18 protein-coding genes and 2 pseudogenes are annotated in these 18,536 nt (G+C 60.3%); 10 read left to right on the top strand and 10 right to left on the bottom strand.

Annotation, left to right across the window (positions count from 1 at the left end; genetic code table 11):
* Positions 1-120: 120 nt before the first annotated feature.
* The 3 genes from C8K44_RS27390 to C8K44_RS25290 all read right to left on the bottom strand — a co-directional run bounded on the left by C8K44_RS27390 (position 121) and on the right by C8K44_RS25290 (position 1,181).
* Complete coding sequence (locus C8K44_RS27390) at positions 121-321, bottom strand: hypothetical protein (protein ID WP_146204004.1); 201 nt, start codon at positions 319-321, stop codon at positions 121-123.
* A gap of 222 nt (positions 322-543) precedes the next feature.
* Positions 544-774 carry a hypothetical protein gene (locus C8K44_RS25285; protein ID WP_109578527.1) on the bottom strand — a complete coding sequence of 77 codons (231 nt, stop codon included), beginning with the start codon at positions 772-774 and terminating at the stop codon, positions 544-546.
* 101 nt (positions 775-875) lie between these two features.
* Positions 876-1,181: a DUF1236 domain-containing protein gene (locus C8K44_RS25290; RefSeq protein ID WP_109578528.1), complete on the bottom strand. Its 306-nt coding sequence runs from the start codon at positions 1,179-1,181 to the stop codon at positions 876-878.
* A 350-nt stretch (positions 1,182-1,531) separates the two neighbouring features.
* Here C8K44_RS25290 and C8K44_RS28065 point away from each other — a divergent pair.
* From C8K44_RS28065 to C8K44_RS25315, 5 genes and pseudogenes are all read left to right on the top strand, one after another.
* Positions 1,532-1,807: pseudogene (locus C8K44_RS28065) on the top strand (sorbosone dehydrogenase family protein); the annotation flags it as partial.
* Between the two features lie 44 nt (positions 1,808-1,851).
* Positions 1,852-2,868 carry a YihY/virulence factor BrkB family protein gene (locus C8K44_RS25300; RefSeq protein WP_109578529.1) on the top strand — a complete coding sequence of 339 codons (1,017 nt, stop codon included), beginning with the start codon at positions 1,852-1,854 and terminating at the stop codon, positions 2,866-2,868.
* 381 nt (positions 2,869-3,249) lie between these two features.
* Complete coding sequence (locus C8K44_RS25305; RefSeq protein WP_109578530.1) at positions 3,250-3,705, top strand: BA14K family protein; 456 nt, start codon at positions 3,250-3,252, stop codon at positions 3,703-3,705.
* Between the two features lie 201 nt (positions 3,706-3,906).
* On the top strand, positions 3,907-4,218 hold the full coding sequence (locus C8K44_RS25310; RefSeq protein ID WP_109578531.1) for a hypothetical protein: 312 nt from the start codon (positions 3,907-3,909) through the stop codon (positions 4,216-4,218).
* A gap of 24 nt (positions 4,219-4,242) precedes the next feature.
* Positions 4,243-4,860 (top strand): hypothetical protein, encoded by a 618-nt coding sequence (locus C8K44_RS25315; protein WP_109578544.1) that lies wholly within the window; start codon positions 4,243-4,245, stop codon positions 4,858-4,860.
* Between the two features lie 1,158 nt (positions 4,861-6,018).
* On the opposite strand, the gene istB is transcribed toward C8K44_RS25315, so the two are convergent.
* From istB to C8K44_RS25340, 4 genes and pseudogenes are all read right to left on the bottom strand, one after another.
* A complete protein-coding gene (gene istB / locus C8K44_RS25325) occupies positions 6,019-6,747 on the bottom strand; it encodes an IS21-like element helper ATPase IstB (RefSeq protein WP_109578533.1) in 729 nt (242 codons plus the stop codon).
* Positions 6,680-8,141, bottom strand: a pseudogene (gene istA, locus C8K44_RS25330) (IS21 family transposase). Before istA ends, istB begins: the two are co-directional and overlap by 68 nt.
* Before the next feature lie 433 nt (positions 8,142-8,574).
* The gene (locus C8K44_RS25335; protein ID WP_146204005.1) at positions 8,575-8,940 is read right to left on the bottom strand and encodes a DUF982 domain-containing protein; all 366 of its coding nucleotides are present in this window, start codon (positions 8,938-8,940) and stop codon (positions 8,575-8,577) included.
* 386 nt (positions 8,941-9,326) lie between these two features.
* Positions 9,327-9,827: a ferritin-like domain-containing protein gene (locus C8K44_RS25340; RefSeq protein WP_109578536.1), complete on the bottom strand. Its 501-nt coding sequence runs from the start codon at positions 9,825-9,827 to the stop codon at positions 9,327-9,329.
* Between the two features lie 517 nt (positions 9,828-10,344).
* Here C8K44_RS25340 and C8K44_RS25345 point away from each other — a divergent pair.
* The gene (locus tag C8K44_RS25345) at positions 10,345-11,202 is read left to right on the top strand and encodes an alpha/beta hydrolase (RefSeq protein WP_199227204.1); all 858 of its coding nucleotides are present in this window, start codon (positions 10,345-10,347) and stop codon (positions 11,200-11,202) included.
* An 8-nt stretch (positions 11,203-11,210) separates the two neighbouring features.
* Positions 11,211-11,555 carry a hypothetical protein gene (locus C8K44_RS25350; protein ID WP_109578537.1) on the top strand — a complete coding sequence of 115 codons (345 nt, stop codon included), beginning with the start codon at positions 11,211-11,213 and terminating at the stop codon, positions 11,553-11,555.
* 601 nt (positions 11,556-12,156) lie between these two features.
* Here C8K44_RS25350 and C8K44_RS25355 read toward each other — a convergent pair.
* The 3 genes from C8K44_RS25355 to C8K44_RS25365 form a co-directional block, all read right to left on the bottom strand.
* Positions 12,157-12,717 carry a hypothetical protein gene (locus C8K44_RS25355; RefSeq protein ID WP_109578538.1) on the bottom strand — a complete coding sequence of 187 codons (561 nt, stop codon included), beginning with the start codon at positions 12,715-12,717 and terminating at the stop codon, positions 12,157-12,159.
* Positions 12,718-12,884: 167 nt separating this feature from the next.
* Positions 12,885-14,498: a CAP domain-containing protein gene (locus tag C8K44_RS25360; protein ID WP_146204006.1), complete on the bottom strand. Its 1,614-nt coding sequence runs from the start codon at positions 14,496-14,498 to the stop codon at positions 12,885-12,887.
* 102 nt (positions 14,499-14,600) lie between these two features.
* Positions 14,601-15,494 carry a DMT family transporter gene (locus tag C8K44_RS25365; protein ID WP_109578540.1) on the bottom strand — a complete coding sequence of 298 codons (894 nt, stop codon included), beginning with the start codon at positions 15,492-15,494 and terminating at the stop codon, positions 14,601-14,603.
* Between the two features lie 217 nt (positions 15,495-15,711).
* On the opposite strand from C8K44_RS25365, the gene C8K44_RS25370 reads away from it, so the two are divergent.
* The 3 genes from C8K44_RS25370 to C8K44_RS25380 all read left to right on the top strand — a co-directional run.
* On the top strand, positions 15,712-16,782 hold the full coding sequence (locus C8K44_RS25370; protein WP_109578541.1) for a YeiH family protein: 1,071 nt from the start codon (positions 15,712-15,714) through the stop codon (positions 16,780-16,782).
* 16 nt (positions 16,783-16,798) lie between these two features.
* Positions 16,799-17,683 carry a LysR family transcriptional regulator gene (locus C8K44_RS25375; RefSeq protein WP_109578542.1) on the top strand — a complete coding sequence of 295 codons (885 nt, stop codon included), beginning with the start codon at positions 16,799-16,801 and terminating at the stop codon, positions 17,681-17,683.
* 89 nt (positions 17,684-17,772) lie between these two features.
* A partial coding sequence (locus C8K44_RS25380) for a GntR family transcriptional regulator (protein WP_348626357.1) occupies positions 17,773-18,536 on the top strand: 764 nt, incomplete at its 3' end.

The raw sequence follows: 18,536 nt of genomic DNA on the forward strand, positions 1-18,536 counted from the left end.
TTGGAGCAGTCCCTTCTGCTAACAAACTAACAACGGGGCGAATGGTTGCGAGGTACCGCAGCAGCGGGCGACCAGTGAGCCAAGTGTAGAAGCATGCTGGCCACGGCGTCGGCCGCCCCGTCAAGACTGCCAAAATCGAGCTCGCTTCATTCGATAACCTGGTTGCTCGCTGCCGCCGAGCTTCTTGTCGTTCGGTGGTCTGGGGTGGTTTTCGTCAATCGTACCGCCCGTTGTTGCCAGTTTTCGACGTTTCTCTTTGTCGTTCGGATCGCGATAGTTTCGTGCTGGTTTGCGGGAGGAAATTTCATATTCGTTCGGCATTGCTTGTCTCCTGCTGCTACCAAGACAACATGCCTTGCGTCGTAAGGTTCCTTCACCCGAGTCTGTCTAGTTTGGGTTGAGTACGCTAGCTTGCTCCGTATGGGCAGGCTCTTGTGCGCGCTCCGCAAGGCCAGAAATGAACAGAGCAACTACAGCAACTGCCAGGCCCAACATTAGCAGATATGACATCTTGCTGTTGTTTCGCATCTGACCGATCCAGAGTTAGCGTTTGTCCGTTGCTCGCAAATGGTCGTGGAGAACGTTGATCTCGTCCCAGCCATATTCGCTGCCTGAACGAGTGATAATTTTCGCAGGATGGTGCTGCTTGAGAAGCGGGACGTTCACCGCGTGACGCAGCGCTTTTGAGAGAGAGTCAAACACCATTCCAGGCCCCAATCTGCTCTCGTAGAAAGTGGCGGGTTCATTTAGATTTATCGTCTTGATGTCTTTCATGGCAAATAGCCCAAAGGTGCGCGTGTTGGCGTGCTGGGCCGCACCCTCACCTCGTGGGGCAGGATAGGCAATTCGGCTCATCCTGCCACCACGCGTCGAGGTCAGTCGATGATCTGTATGACCTTGCGGGTCTGCGGGTCGATAAGCACTGTGTGGCCATCCATTACGACATACTGATACTGATGAGGCAGCCTGTTGTCGGCAAGCGCGCCTGGCTTGAGAATGTCAGGAACGATCGCTCCAACCACCAGTTCGAAGTTGGAGGGACGTTCGACGACCACCGGATTGGTTTTCACGTATTCGCGGACGTAGACTTGCTGTTCAGGGGTCACAACCACGGTCTGAGCCGCTGCAAACGCGGTTCCTGCGACCAGGATGGCGGCGGCAATTGTGCTTCGGTACAACATATCAATCCTCCTGAGTTGATGTGTATCAACCGGTGGGGACCGAAACGGTTCCGTGCCTGCCGCGCGATGTCGAGTGGACGGACGGCTTTTCGCCAATCGAAAAAGACGGTGCGCGATTTGTGCCGGCTTTCTCCCGGTGGGCAACGCAGCCTGATCGAAACCCGCGTTGTTTCCTTAGATGTCGAGCCAATCGTTCAGGAACACCGCCCGCCTCCACGGCGTTACTCGAGGAACGCTTTGGGTGAGTGCCCATTCAGCAAAACTTGGAGGCAGATCCATTGACCAGGGCCACAAGGATTTGCGCTGCAGTAATCGGATCGCTCATTCCGGTTGGTTGTTCTTCTTTGTCGATGGAGAGAGCCACAATCCCTGTCGAGCAAGGATATGGGCCGCGACCTACCCTGCCCAAGCCTCACCCGACCCCCGTCCCGACTCTAAACGTCGCCACAGCAAAAAGATGGCCCCATGGAATGACGCCCACGGCAGCCCCTGGGCTAAGCGTCAACGAATTCGCTGGCGGCCTCGACCACCCTCGCTGGCTACATGTCCTGCCGAATGGCGATGTGCTTGTCGCCGAAAGCAACGCGCCACCAAAGCGAGGATCCGCATTTAGTCTTCGAGGGGCCCCAACGGTCGTTCCAATCAACTCGATGTCTGGGAAGGGCTCGGAATGCATCGTTCAATAGTCCAGTCGTGGGGCCTACTGAAAGAAAGCCTCACTGCCTTTGTCAGCGACAATGCGCTTAGCCGAGGTGCAGCGATGGCCTTTTACGCGGCCACTTCGCTGGCACCTATCCTTCTCATCGTAATCGCGATTGCGGGTGCAGTGTTCGGGCACGACGCTGCTCAACTGGCTTTGTCAGCCCAGATATCCGGCCTTATGGGCCCGCAAACTGCAGACCTGCTTCAGGTCGCCCTGGAGAGTGCAACTGGCAAAGTGGCCGGAACATGGGCCGCCGCCATTGGTCTCGTCACGCTATTTGTGACCGCCTCCGGTGTCTTTGGCGAGATGCAGACAGCGTTGAATTCGATATGGAAAGTGCAACCGACCGGCATCTCGGTGTCGCGGTTGGTGCGAGCGCGGGCCGTGAGCTTGGGTCTGGTCGCTGCTCTTGGATTTCTCTTGTTGGTTTCGCTGATAGCAAGTGCGGCGATCTCGGCCATGCGAGATATCATCAACGCACACCTGCCATTCGGAACAATAATCCTTGGCATCATAAATGTAGCGGTTTCTTTCACGCTAATTGCCGCGATGTTTGCCGCTATCTACAAGATCCTCCCTGATCGATCGCTCATGTGGCGCGATGTCATAGTAGGTTCCTTGGTAACCGCCGCTCTCTTCAGCATCGGGAAATCGTTGATTGCCTGGTACATTGCGACAAGCGCCCTAGCATCCTCCTACGGCTCGGCCGGCGGGCTCCTGGTGCTGCTGCTTTGGGTCTACTACTCTTCGCAAATATTCTTGTTTGGCGCAGAGATCACACGCGCATACTCGGTTCGACGGGGAAGCAGAGCAGATCTGGCTGGCATTGTTGACGCAACTACGAAGCCGATCAAGCACCCCGCCAGCTACCGGATCCCATCAAACAGCTATGCGAACGGCATCGCACTGCTCTCGTTGATTACCGTAGCTTTTACGAGTGCCGTCGTGGCCACGCGCATGCTCCGAGCGCAACGCCCATCCTGAGGCATTTGTGACCGACCTGAGTTCCCTGCGGGCACCACCTTGACAAATCGACCTGGTCGCTACCCCGGGGGAACCATCAGCCGGTCAGCTAGTTACGTCCAAGCGAGAAAGCTCCGGGGCACTAGCAAACCGCCTCCCCGATAGACGGCCTGCGAGTGGATCGCTCCGTCAATCGTCGCGGGATCGTGACAAACGCCGCGAAATGGGCTTCTGAAGCGCCGATGGAGATCGCCTCGGGACACGCGCTAGTATTGCGCAAACATTTCCAGCTCTTCTATCCATATTGGAAAATATGAAACAAACCACTACCGATTTTTTTATCGGAACATTCCGCCTCTTCCTGACGTTTAAGCCTCACATCGTCTTCACGAGGAGGTAAAGATGAGCAACCTAACTTCAGGAATAATGGCAACTGCGATGGTAACATCCTTTGCGGTAGCGTCGGCATTTCCGGCGAGTGCCACGCCCGCTTTTCATCCGCAGGGCCCCAAAGCTTCGACGATGGTCGAGCAGGTTCAGTATGACCGCCGCTACCACGTGACGCGACGGGGCGACGGCTACTATATGAACGGCCACCGTGGCTACCGCGACTATCGTCCAGGTTATCGCCAGTATGATGATTTCTGGTATCCGGCTGGCGCTTTTGTGGCCGGGGCAATAATCGGCAGCGCGATCAACCAGCCGCGATATGTAGAACCTCGATATGCCCAACCCGCGCGCTACGGCAATTCGCACGTTCAATGGTGCTATGACCGCTATCGGTCATACAGGGCAGCTGACAACACGTTCCAACCTTACAATGGGCCGAGGCAGCAGTGCTACTCGCCATATAGGTAAGGCATCCGCCTCTCCACGCCCCGCGGCCTCAGGGTTGCGGGGTCCTTGGCTTGGAACATCCTCGACCGTCGTTGCGCGCCTGCATGCCGCTGCCGGAGAGGCAGCCAAATGCGCGAACGCCAATATCCAGGAGCAGAATGTTTCTTGGAACCATTCGACCGCCCAAAGGTTCTATTTCCGACATATGCAAGGAGAAAAATCTTGAAAAAACTTATACTTAGCGCGGCATTGCTCGCCGCCACGGGGCTTTATGCCCATGCCCAGACCCAGCCCTCAAGTGACGGCAATACCCCGGCTATCGTTGCTCCGGATTCGACGAATCCGACAGCGCCTGTCCCAGGGGCAAACAGCTTCACCGAAGCGCAAGCCAAGACCAGAATTGAAGAGGCAGGCTTCCAGAATGTTTCGGGGCTGGTGAAGGCCGAAACCGGAATCTGGCAGGGCAAGGCGACAAAAGACGGCAAGGAAGTTGTCGTTTCGCTCGACTACCAGGGCAATGTCGTAGCCCAGTAACCTTACTCTGGAAGGACTAAGATGATGATAAGTGTAACAGGACTTTTCGACAACTATTCCGACGCCAAGGGTGCTGTCGACAAACTGGTGCAAGCTGGTGTTGCCCACGATGATATCAGCTTGATCGCCGGCAATGCAGATGGCTCCTACGAAAACCAAGATTCAGATGCGGCCGGTGCTGCTGGTACCGGCGCGGGCATCGGGGCATTGGTCGGCGGGGCGGGAGGCTTGTTGACCGGGCTTGGCGTGATGGCCATCCCAGGTGTCGGCCCAGTTGTAGCCGCGGGCTGGCTGGCGGCAACCGCCGCTGGCGCTGCGGCAGGCGCGCTCGCCGGCAGTGCTGCTGGCGGACTTATCGGGGCACTCACTGATTCTGGAGTGCCTACTGAGGACGCCCACGTCTATGCTGAAGGCGTTCGTCGCGGTGGGACACTCGTCACGGCCCGCGTGACAGAAGGAGCCGAGGAGGACACGGCACGATCGATCCTCCAAAACTCCAATTGGGTGGATCTCAGGCAACGTCGCGCTGCCTATGCTGACGAGGGCTGGAGCGCTTTCGATGAGGCGGCTGACTCATATTCGCCTCGGGAGATCGAGGAAGAGCGCAGGCGCAACGCGGCGCGCATTCCGCCTGTCGTCTGACCTCGCATCGAGAAATGGCTAGCTGAGGATATGACCCGCCAGGCGCAACCTGGCGGGTCTGGTTGTTTCTGGAAGGCTGGAAACCAGCCCTCTCGGTTAGGCATACAGCAAGAAGTGGCAATCAAGTCATACGCGATGCAACCGCTTGATTGGCGGACCCCGCCCATTCAAGGTTAGGAGCCGCACAAATGGGAGCCAGCTTTTTCCGGTAGGACGACGGCTGTCAGTTATGGCGCAGGCAGAAACGCCGAACATGGCTATTGAACACCACGAGGCGCTCCATGTTGCTCAAGTGTCCAGCGTCCGGGATAATCGCGCACTCCGCTCCGCGTATCGCTGCATGAAATTGCTCCGCAACGTGTGGAGGACTGCGACGATAATGCTCGCCCCACAACAGTAAAGTACCCACGTCGATGGCTGGCAGCATTTCTGTGGTGTCGACCTCGGCGCACGACAATGCCATGACACGGAACCCGGCGGGGTGGAAGTCAGATACGATGGCGGAGAATTCTGCCCGAAGGTGTTGCGGGGCAGCGGGGGTGAAGACGCTTGGGACAAACTTGGCGGCCAGTGTCTGAGGTGCCCCCCTGCGTCCTGTAGGCAACCATTGAACCGTTCCTTCCAGACCCGCTCGGGCAGCGAGCCTTTCCAGCCGGCATATGTGTCAGCAAGAACGAGGGAGCGGACACGTCCGCCATATGGACGGTAGAATTCCTGCGCCAGGACACCACCCCACGACAGGCTGAGCATGTGGGCCCGCGCAATTCCAAGGGCGTCCAGAAATCCCGCCAGGCAGTGGACGTAGCTCGCCGTCGTGAACGTTTCAGGTGGGTCTGAAGACGAACCCGCGCCGGGCGCATCCCACGCGAACACCCTGAAATGGTCCGATAGCTGCGACAGCTGAGGCCACCAACAACGGGAATCACACAGGAAGCCGTAGAGGAAGCTGGTCTGGAAGGTACGCCCAAGAGCGAAATACGTCGAGCAGACGTGGCCTGGTAGAGGAATGCCGCAGAATGTCAATCGGCCCGGAATAGGAACCCTGGATCGGCGCGCAAAAGGGACCCCCTCCATCTGATGCGCGACGGTCAGCGCTCGCCGGGCGGAGCTGGTCTGGGTTGCGTAGGCCGGCGAGCGCGGCTCGGCTTGATGGGGTGATCAGGCGCGGTTCTTGAAGCGCCAGGACTCGTTTCCGGTCTCGATGATCTCGCAGTGATGCGTCAGGCGGTCGAGCAGCGCGGTTGTCATCTTGGCGTCGCCGAAGACGGCGGGCCATTCTCCGAACGCCAGGTTTGTGGTGACGATGATCGAGGTGCGCTCGTAGAGCCTGCTGATCAGATGGAAGAGCAACTGCCCGCCGGCTTGGGCGAACGGCAGATAGCCGAGTTCATCGAGCACAACGAAGTCGAGCCGGGTCAGGTAGTCGGCGATGCGGCCCTGCTTGCCGCCGCGATGTTCGGTCTCCAGACGGTTGACGAGATCGACGACATTGTAGAAGCGGCCGCGCGTTCCGTTGCGGATCAGGGCGCGGGCAAGGGCAATCGCCAAATGCGACTTGCCGGTTCCGGTGCCTCCGATGAGCACGGCGTTGCGCTGGTCGGCGACGAAGGTGCCATTGGCAAGATCGCGGACCAGCACCTCGTTGACCGGCGTGCCGTCGAAGTCGAACTCCTCGATGTCCTTTGCGATTGGCAGCTTGGCAACGGTGAGCTGGTATTTGATGGATCGCGCCTGCTTCTCGGCTATCTCGGCCGACAGCAGATCACCGACGATCCTGGGCGGCTCATGCTGGCGCTTGATACCGGTTGCCATCACTTCGTCATAGGCGCTGCGCATGCCATAGAGCTTCAGCGTCCCCATCAGTTCCAGAACCTGCGTGCGTTCCATCAGCTTGCCCTCCTGAGGCTGTCGTAACGGGCGCAGTCGGCGAGCGGCTCATGCTGCAGGCGAAGAGCGTCCGGTGTGAGAATGGTCATGGCCGGCGCCGGATCGGCCGCCAGGATCGCCACCATCTGTCGATCGCCGTCGTGAGCCGCCTTCAATCTGCGCCGCACCCGCTCCATTGCCGATGGCAGAACCCAGCCCTGGAACGGCGCGCCATTGCGTAGAGCACCGGGTTTGCGGACGAGCACAGGGACATAATGCCAGGGATCGTAGATGGTCTCGCTGCGCCCAAACGAACGGGCATGTTCGGCAACGACAACGCCGTCCTGGCGAATGACGATGCGGCCGGCATAGGCCTGGATCTCGACGGGGCGGCCAACGGCCGTCGACAGCACCGAATATTTGTTGTTGTCGAAGCGCACCGTGCAGGTCTTCGACACCGAGGCGGGAACCGTGTGGAAACCGTCGAAGGGACCGCGATACTCGACCAGTTTGCCGCGCTCTTCCTCGAACACGTCCCAGATCGTGCGCTCCGGCTGATCGATATGACGGTGCGCTTTTGTGTAGGCCACGCATTTGTCGTGCAGCCAAGCATTAAGCTCATCATAGGATTTGAAGCGCAGCCGCGGCGTGAAGAAGCGCTCACGCACCAGCCCGACCTGGTTCTCGACCTGACCCTTCTCCCAGCCAGACGCCGGCGTGCAGGCAACCGGCTGCACAAGATAATGGCTGCACATCTGAAGGAAGCGGCGATTGTATTGCCGGTCCTTGCCGACGAACACCGTCTCCACCGCCGTCTTCATGTTGTCGTAGATGCCGCGCGTGCAGGCCCCACCGAAGAAGGCAAAGGCTCGGTCGTGAGCATCGAACACCATCTCCTGCGTCTCGCGCGGATAGGCCCTCACGAACATCATGCGGCTGTGGCAAAGCCGAACATGGGCGACCTTTACGGTCACCGTCACGCCGTTGATCAGGACGATCTCGTGGCTCCAGTCGAACTGATAGGCTTCGCCCGGCGGGAAGAACAACGGCACATAGGCTTCCGCCGTCGCCGATCCCTGCCGCTTCGCCCAGCTCTTCGCGTATCGGCGAACCGCATCGTAGCTGCCGTCGTATCCGAGCCCGCGAAGCTCCTCAAATATCCGGATCAGCGTTAGCCGCTCGCGCCCCACCTTGCTGTGATTGCCATTCAACAGCTCATCGAGCTGACCCTGCCAGGGCCCGATCTTCGGCATCGGCTGCCGCTCGCGCTCGTAACGGAACTCCGTCGCGTCGGATCGCAGAACCTTGCGGACCACCTTCCGGGAAATCCGCAACTCGCGGCAAATCTCCTTGATCGACTTCCCATGGACAAGGGATAGCCGACGTATCTTGGCAATCGTCTCCACATCCAACATCCAAAACAAATGCCTCCGATGAACCCGGAGGCAGTGTGACAACCCTGCGTTACAGGGGTCCTTTTTGGATGCCGATCACCCCTGAAACGGGGTCCTTATTCCACGCCGAAACACACGCAGAATTCTTAGGAGGAGGTTGAGACTGTTCCTGGTGCTGGCGATGCAAGGAACGAACTGTGGCCGACCGCGTTTGCTTGGATGTCAGCAATCACCACTCTACAGCCATAAAGCGTCGGCCAGACGGTCGGCTATCAATCCCGCGCAGGCTTGTCGCCGGGTAGCACTGGGGGCTACCTTAGTAGCGAACCAACCGACCACCGATGATGAAGCCAGGCGACTGTGGGCAAAGCGCTTTGATAAGCGACCGCTAGTCAGCGCGGCAAACCTCCCTGGAAATACGACGGCGGCGCTTCCGGTCAGCGTGCAACTAGGCTTATTCGTTCAAAGGCTCTCCAACCAGTATCCCAGCCTCGTTGCAGAAAGTTTCAAACGCTTCCCTGGCTTGGTCAATGGGTATTGAGCCATTGATTGCGCCCTGCAGCGCCTGCTCTGCCAGATAGAAGAACGGGTTGCGTTTATCGAGTGGCCACCCTTCGAGAAAATCGACTGCGTCGGGAACCGAGACGATATCGCGGAGGGCAAATTCGCCACCCTTTATCCAGATTGTTGGCGTCATTTCCATGCTGCTCAACGCACAAGCTCTAGAGACGGTTGCATGAAAGGCAAATCTTTGGTCGCTTTTAGAGATTGCGTTCGGCAATTTCGCGGTATCGGCAAGACCATGCGTCAGGCCGGACACCCTGTCCTTGGATCAATTGAAGGCAACACAATTTGGTCGGGGTTGAGGCCACAAGGATGAGCCCTCGCTTGAACTCATTGACTTGCATCCGACCCAATCTGGCCAGATGCAGAGGACGAAGCCCTCCGGCAGTTCATTATTGCCAAGATCCTGCGCGTTGATCCGCTCATCTCCGTCGCTCAGTACCGACGCGGATTTGCAGCGACTACAATGGACGGCGCACTCGAGACACACGCAAGTTGGTAATGTGGACACCCTCGCTTTTTCCGAAAGCTGTGTTATTCCGCTTGGCAGGACCTGGGCTTGGCCGATCGACCACTTTCGTTCGGATGGAAAGAACGATCGAGCGTCCTAAGCACCAGGCCCCCAAAGCAATGGCAGCGAAACTAGGCGGCCAAGGCCTTGCGATTAGCCGAGCTATCCGCAATCTTCGTCAAATCCTTGTCGGTCGTTTCTTCTTCCGACAGAGTTTGACCCAACAGGTTTGCAGCATCGGGCTTGTTGAGGATCTCAGCCCAGCGCTTAAGCGTGCCGTAGCGGGTCATTTCATAGTGTTCGACCGCCTGTGCCGCGGAGATCAAGCCAGCGTCTCCGGCGGGTGTCCCCTTGAATTCATCAAGGATTTCCTCGCCCTCCTCAATGATGCCGTCGATGGCAGGACAAGTCTTGCCTTGGGCACGCTTGCCGAAAATCTCGAACACCTGCTGCAGCCGTTCGACATGGCCTTCAGTCTGATCTTTGTGCTTTTCAAAGGCAGCCTTCAGTTCGGGTGCTTGCGCGCCCCTGGCCATCTTTGGCAACGCCTTCAAGATTTTCCGTTCGGCATAATAAATGTCCTTGAGAGTGTCATGGAACAGGTCTTCAAGACCCTTCGCTTTGGTCGGCATGGCTGTCTCCTCGTCGGGTGAATCCCCACCAACCCCAATGATCTCGGTGCGACATAGTTCCGGGCCATGGCCCAGAGATTGTAGGCCCGCCTCTCGTCGACCGCCCTGTTACAGGAGCATCAATTTAGGTCTCCAGTTCGCTTCAGGAGCGGCAACGCCCTCAGGGCCAATCCTGGCATCGCAATCTCGACAAGAAAACCTGGAACGGCCCTGCCCTTTGGCCGCAAATACGGGCCTTCAAAGCGTTCATCCCAACTCGACGGCTCGCCACAAGGCGGGCCATTTGGTCTTATGGACCAGGACGCTCGCCTAGAACGCCAGCTGCGGCGCAGGCAAACGGTCCATGGCGAACACAAGCTTGGGTGCCTGAGCTCGCCCGACCCGTGCGGCCCGCCCCATGGGCGTGCGCGTCAGCTCAACCTGATGCTGTACGAGCACTTACTCATACAAACCTCACTTGCACGGAATCCCGGGCAGAAGCACTATATTGCAGCCTCGTGATGGGGCTTGAGGGGAGATGGCTACGATGCAAGCATGGGGAGCAGGTTCGACTGAAGAAACTTTCGATGGCAAGGGAGATCTCAAGATCTTCCTGCGGTCGTGGCAGCCCAAAGGGAAGCCGCGCGCGGTGATCGTCATTTGCCACGGCGTCAATTCGCATGGCGGCCAATATGGCTGGTCGGCGGAGCAATTCGTGGCGCGCGGCTTCGCCGTCTTCGCGCTCGATCTGCGCGGCCGCGGCAAGTCGGACGGCGAGCGTTTTTATGTCGAGGACGTCGCCGACTACGTCAGCGATGTCGCAGGCGCGATCAGGATCGCCAAGCAGCGTAATGCGGGCCTGCCGCTGTTCCTGCTCGGTCACAGCGCAGGCGGTGTGGTGTCGTCGGTCTACACGCTCGAAAACCAGTCGGAACTCACCGGCTTCATCTGCGAGAGCTTTGCCTTCCAGGTGCCGGCGCCCGGATTTGCTCTGGCGGCAATCAAGGGGCTCAGTCACATCGCCCCGCGGCTGCCGGTGCTGAAGCTCAAGAACGAGGACTTTTCGCGCGACCCGCAGGTTGTCGAAGACCTCAACGACGATCCGCTCATAGCGCATGAGGCGCAGCCGGCCCTGACGGTCGCAGCACTCGTTCGCGCCGACGAGCGGCTGCGCGAGGCGTTCCCTGAGATCACGCTGCCGGTGCTGATCATGCACGGCACCTCGGACAAGGCGACCGTCTGCCACGGCAGCGAATTCTTCTACGAGACCGTCGGCTCTAAGGACAAGACCCTGAAGCTTTACGAGGGGCACTACCACGACCTGCTCGCCGACATCGGCAAGGAGGGCGTGGTGGCCGATATCGCCGGCTGGATCGACAAGCACCTGATGGCATAAGCCGCACCATGTCGGCGGACGCGCCCAGGCTCGTCATCACTGAGATCGCGACGCTAGGCGCGATCCTTGATGCGCACGCAGATGCGCTCGGCGGCGATTTCGCCGGCTACTGGAACCACACGCACCGCATCGCCAACCTCTGCGCCGCTCACGCGGCGCCAGGCGCAGAGGTTGTGGAGAAGATCGCGATTGCCGCAGCGTTCCATGACCTCGCCATCTGGACGCATGGAACCTTCGACTATCTCAAGCCGTCGATCGGGCTGGCAGAGAACCATCTTGCGAGCATAGGCATGCCGCGATGGCAGCCGGATCTCCTGGCACCACAAGCTGACACCCTTTCGCGAGGAACCTAGCTGGCTGGTCGAGCCGTTCCGGCGGGCGGACTGGAGCGACGTGACGCTCGGCTTGCTGCCGTTTGGCGTGCCGAGAGACTTTATCCGCGCGCTTTACATGATCTGGCCGAGCGCTGGTTTCCACAAGCGGCTCGTCCAGCTCGAAGCGAACCACCTGCGCAGGCACCCGTCGAACCCCCTGCGGATATTGAAGTGGTGAGCCTGCTGTCGGTGGCAGTCAGCTCTGCGGAGTTACGGGCTTCCGGCGAGTGCATCGTCCGCCTTATGCCGGGCCCCTATTCGACTACGTCGGGATGTTTCACAACCCGAAGCGCACAGACGCGAGGAACGGGATGCTGTCACCGTCGAATTCGAACGGTGGCAAAGTATGCAATCCGAGGGCGTCTACGAAACGCGGGGCTATTGAATATAAACCTTACGTCATCTCAGCTTCAGAAGCCATTTACGATGCGCAACGATTGCGATTGGGTGCAAATCGACAAGCTGTGCGCCACTTTCAAGGCCAAGCATATATCCGCCTTCGAAGGCCCTTGTTGTATCGGTGATTTTTCCCGAGCAATGTAACCCGCCGCGACCGGTCGAGACGCGGCGGTGAAGCGCGCTACTGGTGATGACCGCTTTCCATGTCGGTGGGGAGCATCAGGTGCTGATACTTGTTGCCCGGAAACATGACGTAGGGGTGGGTGGGATCGGGGTCCACCTTGTTTGGGTAGCTCGCCGCCATCTCGTGCGCCGCCTTGCCGACGATCATGACGTGGGGACCTGTCTGAACCCAATGCGACTTGTCGGTTGCATAAGGGTCGTGATTGCTGGTGCCCATGTCCCCGACCATCATGTAGACGAAGCCGGTTTTGTTAGGCGGCTCACCTTGAGTGTACACGGCCTTATACCATTCGACCCCTACGGCATCGGCACACCAAGGCCCGCCGTCGAGATCGATCGAGCAGGTCCATCCATTTTTTCCTTCCCTGACGATGGTCGGGTTGAACCCGTCAGACAGTCGAACGATAGTGGCATCCTTCGCGATTTCTGCGGGAGCAGCAGACATTGCCTTTGCAATGAACTCGGGGTCCCCCTTTGGAACCTCAGCCGTGAGTTCGGCGGCTATGCTGGAGGTTGAAAACACTAACGAGACCGATGCGAGGATATAGAGCCCTTTCATGGCTACCTCCCGTTGTGTGCGACCGGCTTTTCCAGTCTAACGCGGAGTCCCGGCCCTGTCGCGCCCGATCCGCGCGTCGTGACCGCGCGGATTTCTAGCCAGTGGCGCGCACTCCCACCCCACAACATTCCCGAGACGGAGCGCAACGACATGCCGGGAGTTTTGCTCTAGCTCGCCAGACTGTGGAACGTCCCCGCCGCGATGATGGAGATGCCGGGAAGTCCCTTCACCAGCACTTGGACAGATCGGTCGATGATGGTGCCGTCGCCAAGCTGGCCGCCGTAATTGTTCATGCCCCAGCTCCAAGCGGTAGCATCGCGCTTGAGCACCAGGCAGTGGCCAAATCCCGCGGCAATCGCAGTCACGTCATGCATGTTCACCGGACGCACCGGGAGAAGGCGGTCGGTCGTGTCGCCGTTACCGAGTTGCCCGTATCCATTGCCGCCCCACGTCCATACCCGGGCATTCTGCTCGAGCGCCATGCTGTGGAAACCGCCGGCGGAAATCGCCGAGATCGGTCCACTACCATCGGGAATACGCACTTTCACCGGCGCATGCCTTTGGGTGGTGGAGCCATCCCCCAATTGCCCGGAATTGTTTGAGCCCCAGCCCAAGACGCTGCCGTCGGCCCTGAGCGCAAGTCCATACTCGAAACCCGCGCTGATTGCAGCAACGCCACTGATGTTTGTCACCTGGACCGGGATCGAGCTGTGCGTGGTCGTGCCATCGCCCAACTGCCCCCAGTTGTTTTCGCCCCAACTCCACACAGTGCCGTCGGCCTTGAGCGCGAGGTTGAAATTGAACCCGGCGCTGATGGCTATCACATCGCCAAATTTTTCCACCAGGGCAGGCTCGGCCCGGTCTGTGGTGCTGCCATCGCCCAGTTGCCCCACGTGATTGGCGCCCCAGGTCAGCACAGTGCCGTCACGCTGCAGCGCCAGACTGTGGGAATTGCCAGCAGCTACGGCTATCACCTGGCCAAGCGACGACAGTTGCACCGGTGTCAGCCGGTTGGTCGTGGTGCCATCGCCCAGTTGGCCGAGCGGATTGAAGCCCCAGGCTAGAACGCTGCCGTCGCCGAGCAGGGCAAAGCTGTGCCCCCTGCCTCCGGCCAGTGCCACAATGTCAGCAAACCCCTCGGGGTGCACAGCCACGTGGCGATCCGTCGTCGAACCATCGCCGAGTTGCCCGACATCGTTCCTGCCCCAGTCCCACAGCTCTCCCAGCGTTGCAGGATCCGTTTTCCGGCAACCGCCGAAGGTTTGCACAAAGATACCACCGCCGTCGGCGTTGTCGGCGCCGGTTCCGGTTTCAGCCACGCCCAGCACCACCGCGACACCCGTCTCGTTGTAATCAGGATCGAGCAAGGTGTCGCGATGACCTGGGCTGTTCATCCACCACGTGACGGCTGCCTGGGGGGTGGTGCCAGTCTGGAATTCGGGTCCACCCTGGTACCAGGCGGCGTATGCGTTCTCGTTCATTGGGCAATTGGGCTCCTCCGGGCAGTAGCCCGCATCCTTGATGCGGTCCTGCGGTTTGGAGCCCGTCACCGGATTGACGTGGACTTTGGGGCCATTCCCAGCCCACCATTTGAGCGTCCGGGCATCGTTCGCATGCTGGCGCGCAGCGGCCCGCAGCCGAAGATTAAGCGTCAGTGGGGGAGACCCATTTGCCGCGCGCTCTTCGTTGATGAGGCAAAGAACCGATGCCTCGGCAGCGTTCTGGGTCAGAAGTCTCGCTGGTGTATTCGCGTTGGCACAAGGCATCGAATCCTCCCACAAGATCGCCGCCCGCGCTCACCCACACTTACATTACCTTACGACACAACCTTGCGCCATGAATGGCGAGGCGCCGCGATCGCTCTGCAGGCTCGGCCATCATGGTCAGCGCATGAAAATCAGCGCCATTCCGGCGACCACCAGTGCCGCACCCGCCCAGGCGCCGCCGGCGGGCCGCTCACCCGTACGCGCCCACAGCATCGGCAGGATGATCACCGGCGAGGTGGCCGAAAGTGTCGACACGATCCCCACCTTGCCGCCCGAAAGCGCAAACAGGAGCAATGTCATGCCCATGGCAAGTGCTATGAACCCGGTCAGCGCCGTCAGTGCCGCGACCTTCCAGGTGAGCGGCGCTCTGGGTTTGACTGCCGGTATCGGCAACTGGATCAGCACGCTGAGACAAACCGCTGCGATGCCGACACGCAGCATCGACGCCAAGAAAGGGTCGATGCCGGTCGCCATCACCGGCCTTGCTATGATCGAGCCGATCGCCTGCCCGGTCGCGGCCCCAAGGCCCAGCGCCACGCCGATCCACAACGGCCCCTTCACCGTCTCCCAGGCGTGAAGCTGCGCCCGGCGCTTGCCGAACAGGATCGCAAGCAACACGCCGGCAACGGTCAGGGCGATGCCGACGACGGCCATCGGCGCCAGGTCCTCACCCAGCATCAGCCATCCCAGCACCGCGGCAATCGGCGCGTTCAACGCAAACAAGATGCCCGAACGGCGCGGCCCCAGCCGGTTGAGCGCCGCAAACAACAGCGTGTCGCCAACGAAGATGCCGATGAGCCCGGACAAAAGCAGAGGGCCGGCACTTCCGGCATCGAGTTCGCGCCAGGTGCCGGTGGCCAGGACATAGATCGCAAGCAGCGCGGTGACGAATATCTGGCGCAAACGATTGAATGCCGGAGCACCGAGATAACCTGCCGGTCCGGCCGAGATCAATCCGGTGACGGCCCAGCATGTCGCGGCCCCAAGTGCTGCAATCTCGTGAACTGGCATTGTCGTTCCGACTGGCGAGAGGTTCGAAGGGGCGCGACCTCGATCGCGCCGATGCACCGCTATAGCCGCGCTGCGCGCCCCGTCCAGTGTCAGAATGGAAGCGACACAGGGCCACCGCTCGATCAATCGCTTTTATCGAACGATTCAACAGAAATTACACGTTGGATTGATCAAAAGCCGACGAATAGCTTGTACCTGAAATACGCAGGACCAAGCCATGAACGCTCATATCCCGACAAGAACCGCAGATGCCGTCGCCATCGGCCCGCGACCGGCGGTTTCCCGCAGAACGCACGGACACCTGCGCAGCCTGTTGCCCGGCCTGTTGCTTGTCGCGCTTCTCGCGGCATCGGCTTTCGCGTTCAGGCTTCTGCCCGGCCTCTCCGCTTTCAGCCCGATGATCATTGCCATCGTCATTGGCATGGCCTTCCACAATCTCGTGGGCACCCCTGCCCTGGCCAAGCCAGGCGTGGCGTTTTCGATGCGCAAGGTATTGCGCTTCGCCATCATCCTGCTTGGCCTGCAGCTGACGGCTGCCCAGGTCGCGGCAGTTGGCGCCACAGGCATCGCAATCATCGCCGCAACGCTTTTGGCCACCTTCGCTTTCACCCTGTGGCTGGGCAAGCTGATCGGCGTCGATCGAAAGCTCTCCGAACTGATCGCCGCCGGCACCTCGATCTGCGGCGCGTCCGCCGTCATTGCCACCAATACTGTCACCCAGGCGCCCGACGAGGACGTCGCCTATGCGGTCGCCTGCGTCACCGTCTTCGGCTCGATCGCGATGTTTGCCTATCCGTTGCTGGCCGGCATGTTTCACCTTGCCCCCCAGGCTTATGGTCTGTGGGCGGGCGCGTCGATCCACGAGATCGCCCAGGTCGTGGCGGCCGCCTTCCAGGGCGGCCAGCAGTCCGGCGAGTTCGGTACCGTGGCGAAGCTCACCCGCGTCATGATGCTGGCGCCGATGGTGATCGCGCTCGGCCTCGCCGCCCGGCAGCGCGCGAAATCCACGGGCAGCGAGCACAATGGTGCGTCGGCACCCATGCCGTGGTTCGTGCTCGGCTTCGTCGCCATGGTCGGCCTCAACAGCCTCATCGACATTCCGGCCGAGGCGAAAGCATTGATCGTCACGCTCACCACCTTCCTGCTGACCATGGCCCTTGCCGCCATGGGTCTCGAAACCGACATCCGCAAACTTTGGGCTCGCGGCGCTCGTCCACTCATTCTTGGGTTTGGCGCGTTCCTTTTCATCGCGACTTTCTCTCTAATGCTGGTCAAGCTTCTGGGCTGAAACCGAAAGGAAAGCCGTGACCCTCGAACAGCTCAGGATCTTCGTCGCGGTGGCAGAACGCGAGCACGTCACGCAAGCAGCCCAGGCTCTGAACCTGACCCAATCGGCGACAAGTGCCGCCGTCTCGGCGCTTGAGGCGCGCTACCAGACAAAGCTGTTCGACCGGGTCGGCCGGCGTATCGTGCTGACCGACGCCGGTCGGATCTTCCTGTCGGAAGCGCGCGCGGTGCTCGCCCGCGCCAGTTCCGCCGAAGTGGTCCTCGCCGATCTCGCCGGCCTCAAGCGTGGCGCACTCAAGCTCGCCGGCAGCCAGACAGTTGCCAATTACTGGCTGCCCCAGATCGCGTGCCGCTTCCAGGCGAGTTATCCCGGCATTTCCCTTGGCATCACCATCGGCAATACCGAGACGGTGGCGGCTCAAGTCCATGACGGCTCTGCCGATCTCGGATTCGTCGAAGGCGAGATCGACGATGCAGCACTTGCCGTCGAGCCCGTGGCCCAGGACGAACTGGTGTTGGTCGCGGCTCCTGGCCATCCCTGGACGCTGACGCCGCCAGCCTCGCCACGCGACCTCAAGACCGCGCGCTGGATCCTGCGCGAGCAAGGTTCGGGCACGCGCTCGAACTTCGAGGCGGTTCTGGCAAGCCTAGGCGTCGAGCCGGGCAGCCTCGATGTCGCGCTCGAAATGCCCTCCAACGAATCGATCCGCGCGGCAGCCGAAGCCGGTGCGGGTGTCGCCGTCATGTCGCGGCTCGTCGCCATAGCCGCGCTCAGGGCCGGCACCCTGGTCGCCATCGATTTCGCCCTGCCCAAGCGCAGCTTCTTCGTGCTCCGCCACAAGGAGCGCCATGCGACCCGAGCGGCACGGGAATTTCTGTCGCTTGTCGTCGGCGGCCCATGACCGAAGTCAAGGCAAATTTCGCCTGAAAGGGCCTGACAAGAACAATACCAGTTTAACACCTCAAAAAAATTCTGCATAAAGGAGCCCTCTTGTTCACAGGTGCTCCGATGGGCGATCAGGCCATTTTAGACTTCCTCGCAAAGGCACTTTCAGGCGAAAGCGGCGAGCCGCTCTATCGTCGGCTCGAAGACGCGATCAAGGCGGCGATCGCGGCGACACACCTCAAGCGCGGCGCGGTCATCCCCAGCGAGCGCGCCTTGTGCGATGCGCTGGGCATTTCGCGCGTCACCGTGCGCAAGGCCATTGACGGTCTCGTCTCGGACGGTTTGCTCGACCGCCGCCAGGGCGCCAAGACCATCGTGTCATCGCGACTGGAAAAGTCGCTGGCGACCATGACAAGCTTTTCCGAAGACATGCGTTCGCGCGGGCTCGAGCCGGGCTGCGTGTGGATTTCGCGTGAAATCTCACGACCCTCCCCCGCCGAAATGATGGCTTTGGGCATATCCGGCAGTGAAAAGGTCGTCCGCCTCACACGCCTGCGCACCGCGGATGACACGCCGATCGCCATCGAGACGGCAACCTTGCCGGCCCGTTTCGTACCCGATCCCCAGGCCGTCAAAGAATCGCTCTACGAGTATCTGGAGGCCACCGGCGCCCTGCCGGTGCGGGCGCTGCAACGCATGCAGGCCAAGCCCGCCACCGAGGAGGAGCGCCAGCTCCTCGACACGCCGGAGGACACCTCACTGCTCGTCATGGAGCGTCGCTGCTTCCTTGCCGACGGCCAGCTCGTCGAGTTCACCCAGACCAAATATCGCGGCGACGTCTACGATTTTGTCATCGAGCTGATGCGATA

The organism is Aminobacter sp. AP02 (assembly GCF_003148805.1).
In the GTDB taxonomy this organism is placed as follows: Bacteria; Pseudomonadota; Alphaproteobacteria; order Rhizobiales; family Rhizobiaceae; genus Aminobacter.

Bases quoted from the DNA above. Each gene is read 5' to 3' on its own strand.
- C8K44_RS27390 (WP_146204004.1), bottom strand. From the start codon at position 321: ATGCCGAACGAATATGAAATTTCCTCCCGCAAACCAGCACGAAACTAT.
- C8K44_RS25285 (WP_109578527.1), bottom strand. From the start codon at position 774: ATGAAAGACATCAAGACGATAAATCTAAATGAACCCGCCACTTTCTAC.
- C8K44_RS25290 (WP_109578528.1), bottom strand. From the start codon at position 1,181: ATGTTGTACCGAAGCACAATTGCCGCCGCCATCCTGGTCGCAGGAACC.
- C8K44_RS25300 (WP_109578529.1), top strand. From the start codon at position 1,852: ATGCATCGTTCAATAGTCCAGTCGTGGGGCCTACTGAAAGAAAGCCTC.
- C8K44_RS25305 (WP_109578530.1), top strand. From the start codon at position 3,250: ATGAGCAACCTAACTTCAGGAATAATGGCAACTGCGATGGTAACATCC.
- C8K44_RS25315 (WP_109578544.1), top strand. From the start codon at position 4,243: ATGATAAGTGTAACAGGACTTTTCGACAACTATTCCGACGCCAAGGGT.
- istB (WP_109578533.1), bottom strand. From the start codon at position 6,747: ATGGAACGCACGCAGGTTCTGGAACTGATGGGGACGCTGAAGCTCTAT.
- C8K44_RS25340 (WP_109578536.1), bottom strand. From the start codon at position 9,827: ATGCCGACCAAAGCGAAGGGTCTTGAAGACCTGTTCCATGACACTCTC.
- C8K44_RS25345 (WP_199227204.1), top strand. From the start codon at position 10,345: ATGGCTACGATGCAAGCATGGGGAGCAGGTTCGACTGAAGAAACTTTC.
- C8K44_RS25350 (WP_109578537.1), top strand. From the start codon at position 11,211: ATGTCGGCGGACGCGCCCAGGCTCGTCATCACTGAGATCGCGACGCTA.
- C8K44_RS25355 (WP_109578538.1), bottom strand. From the start codon at position 12,717: ATGAAAGGGCTCTATATCCTCGCATCGGTCTCGTTAGTGTTTTCAACC.
- C8K44_RS25365 (WP_109578540.1), bottom strand. From the start codon at position 15,494: ATGCCAGTTCACGAGATTGCAGCACTTGGGGCCGCGACATGCTGGGCC.
- C8K44_RS25370 (WP_109578541.1), top strand. From the start codon at position 15,712: ATGAACGCTCATATCCCGACAAGAACCGCAGATGCCGTCGCCATCGGC.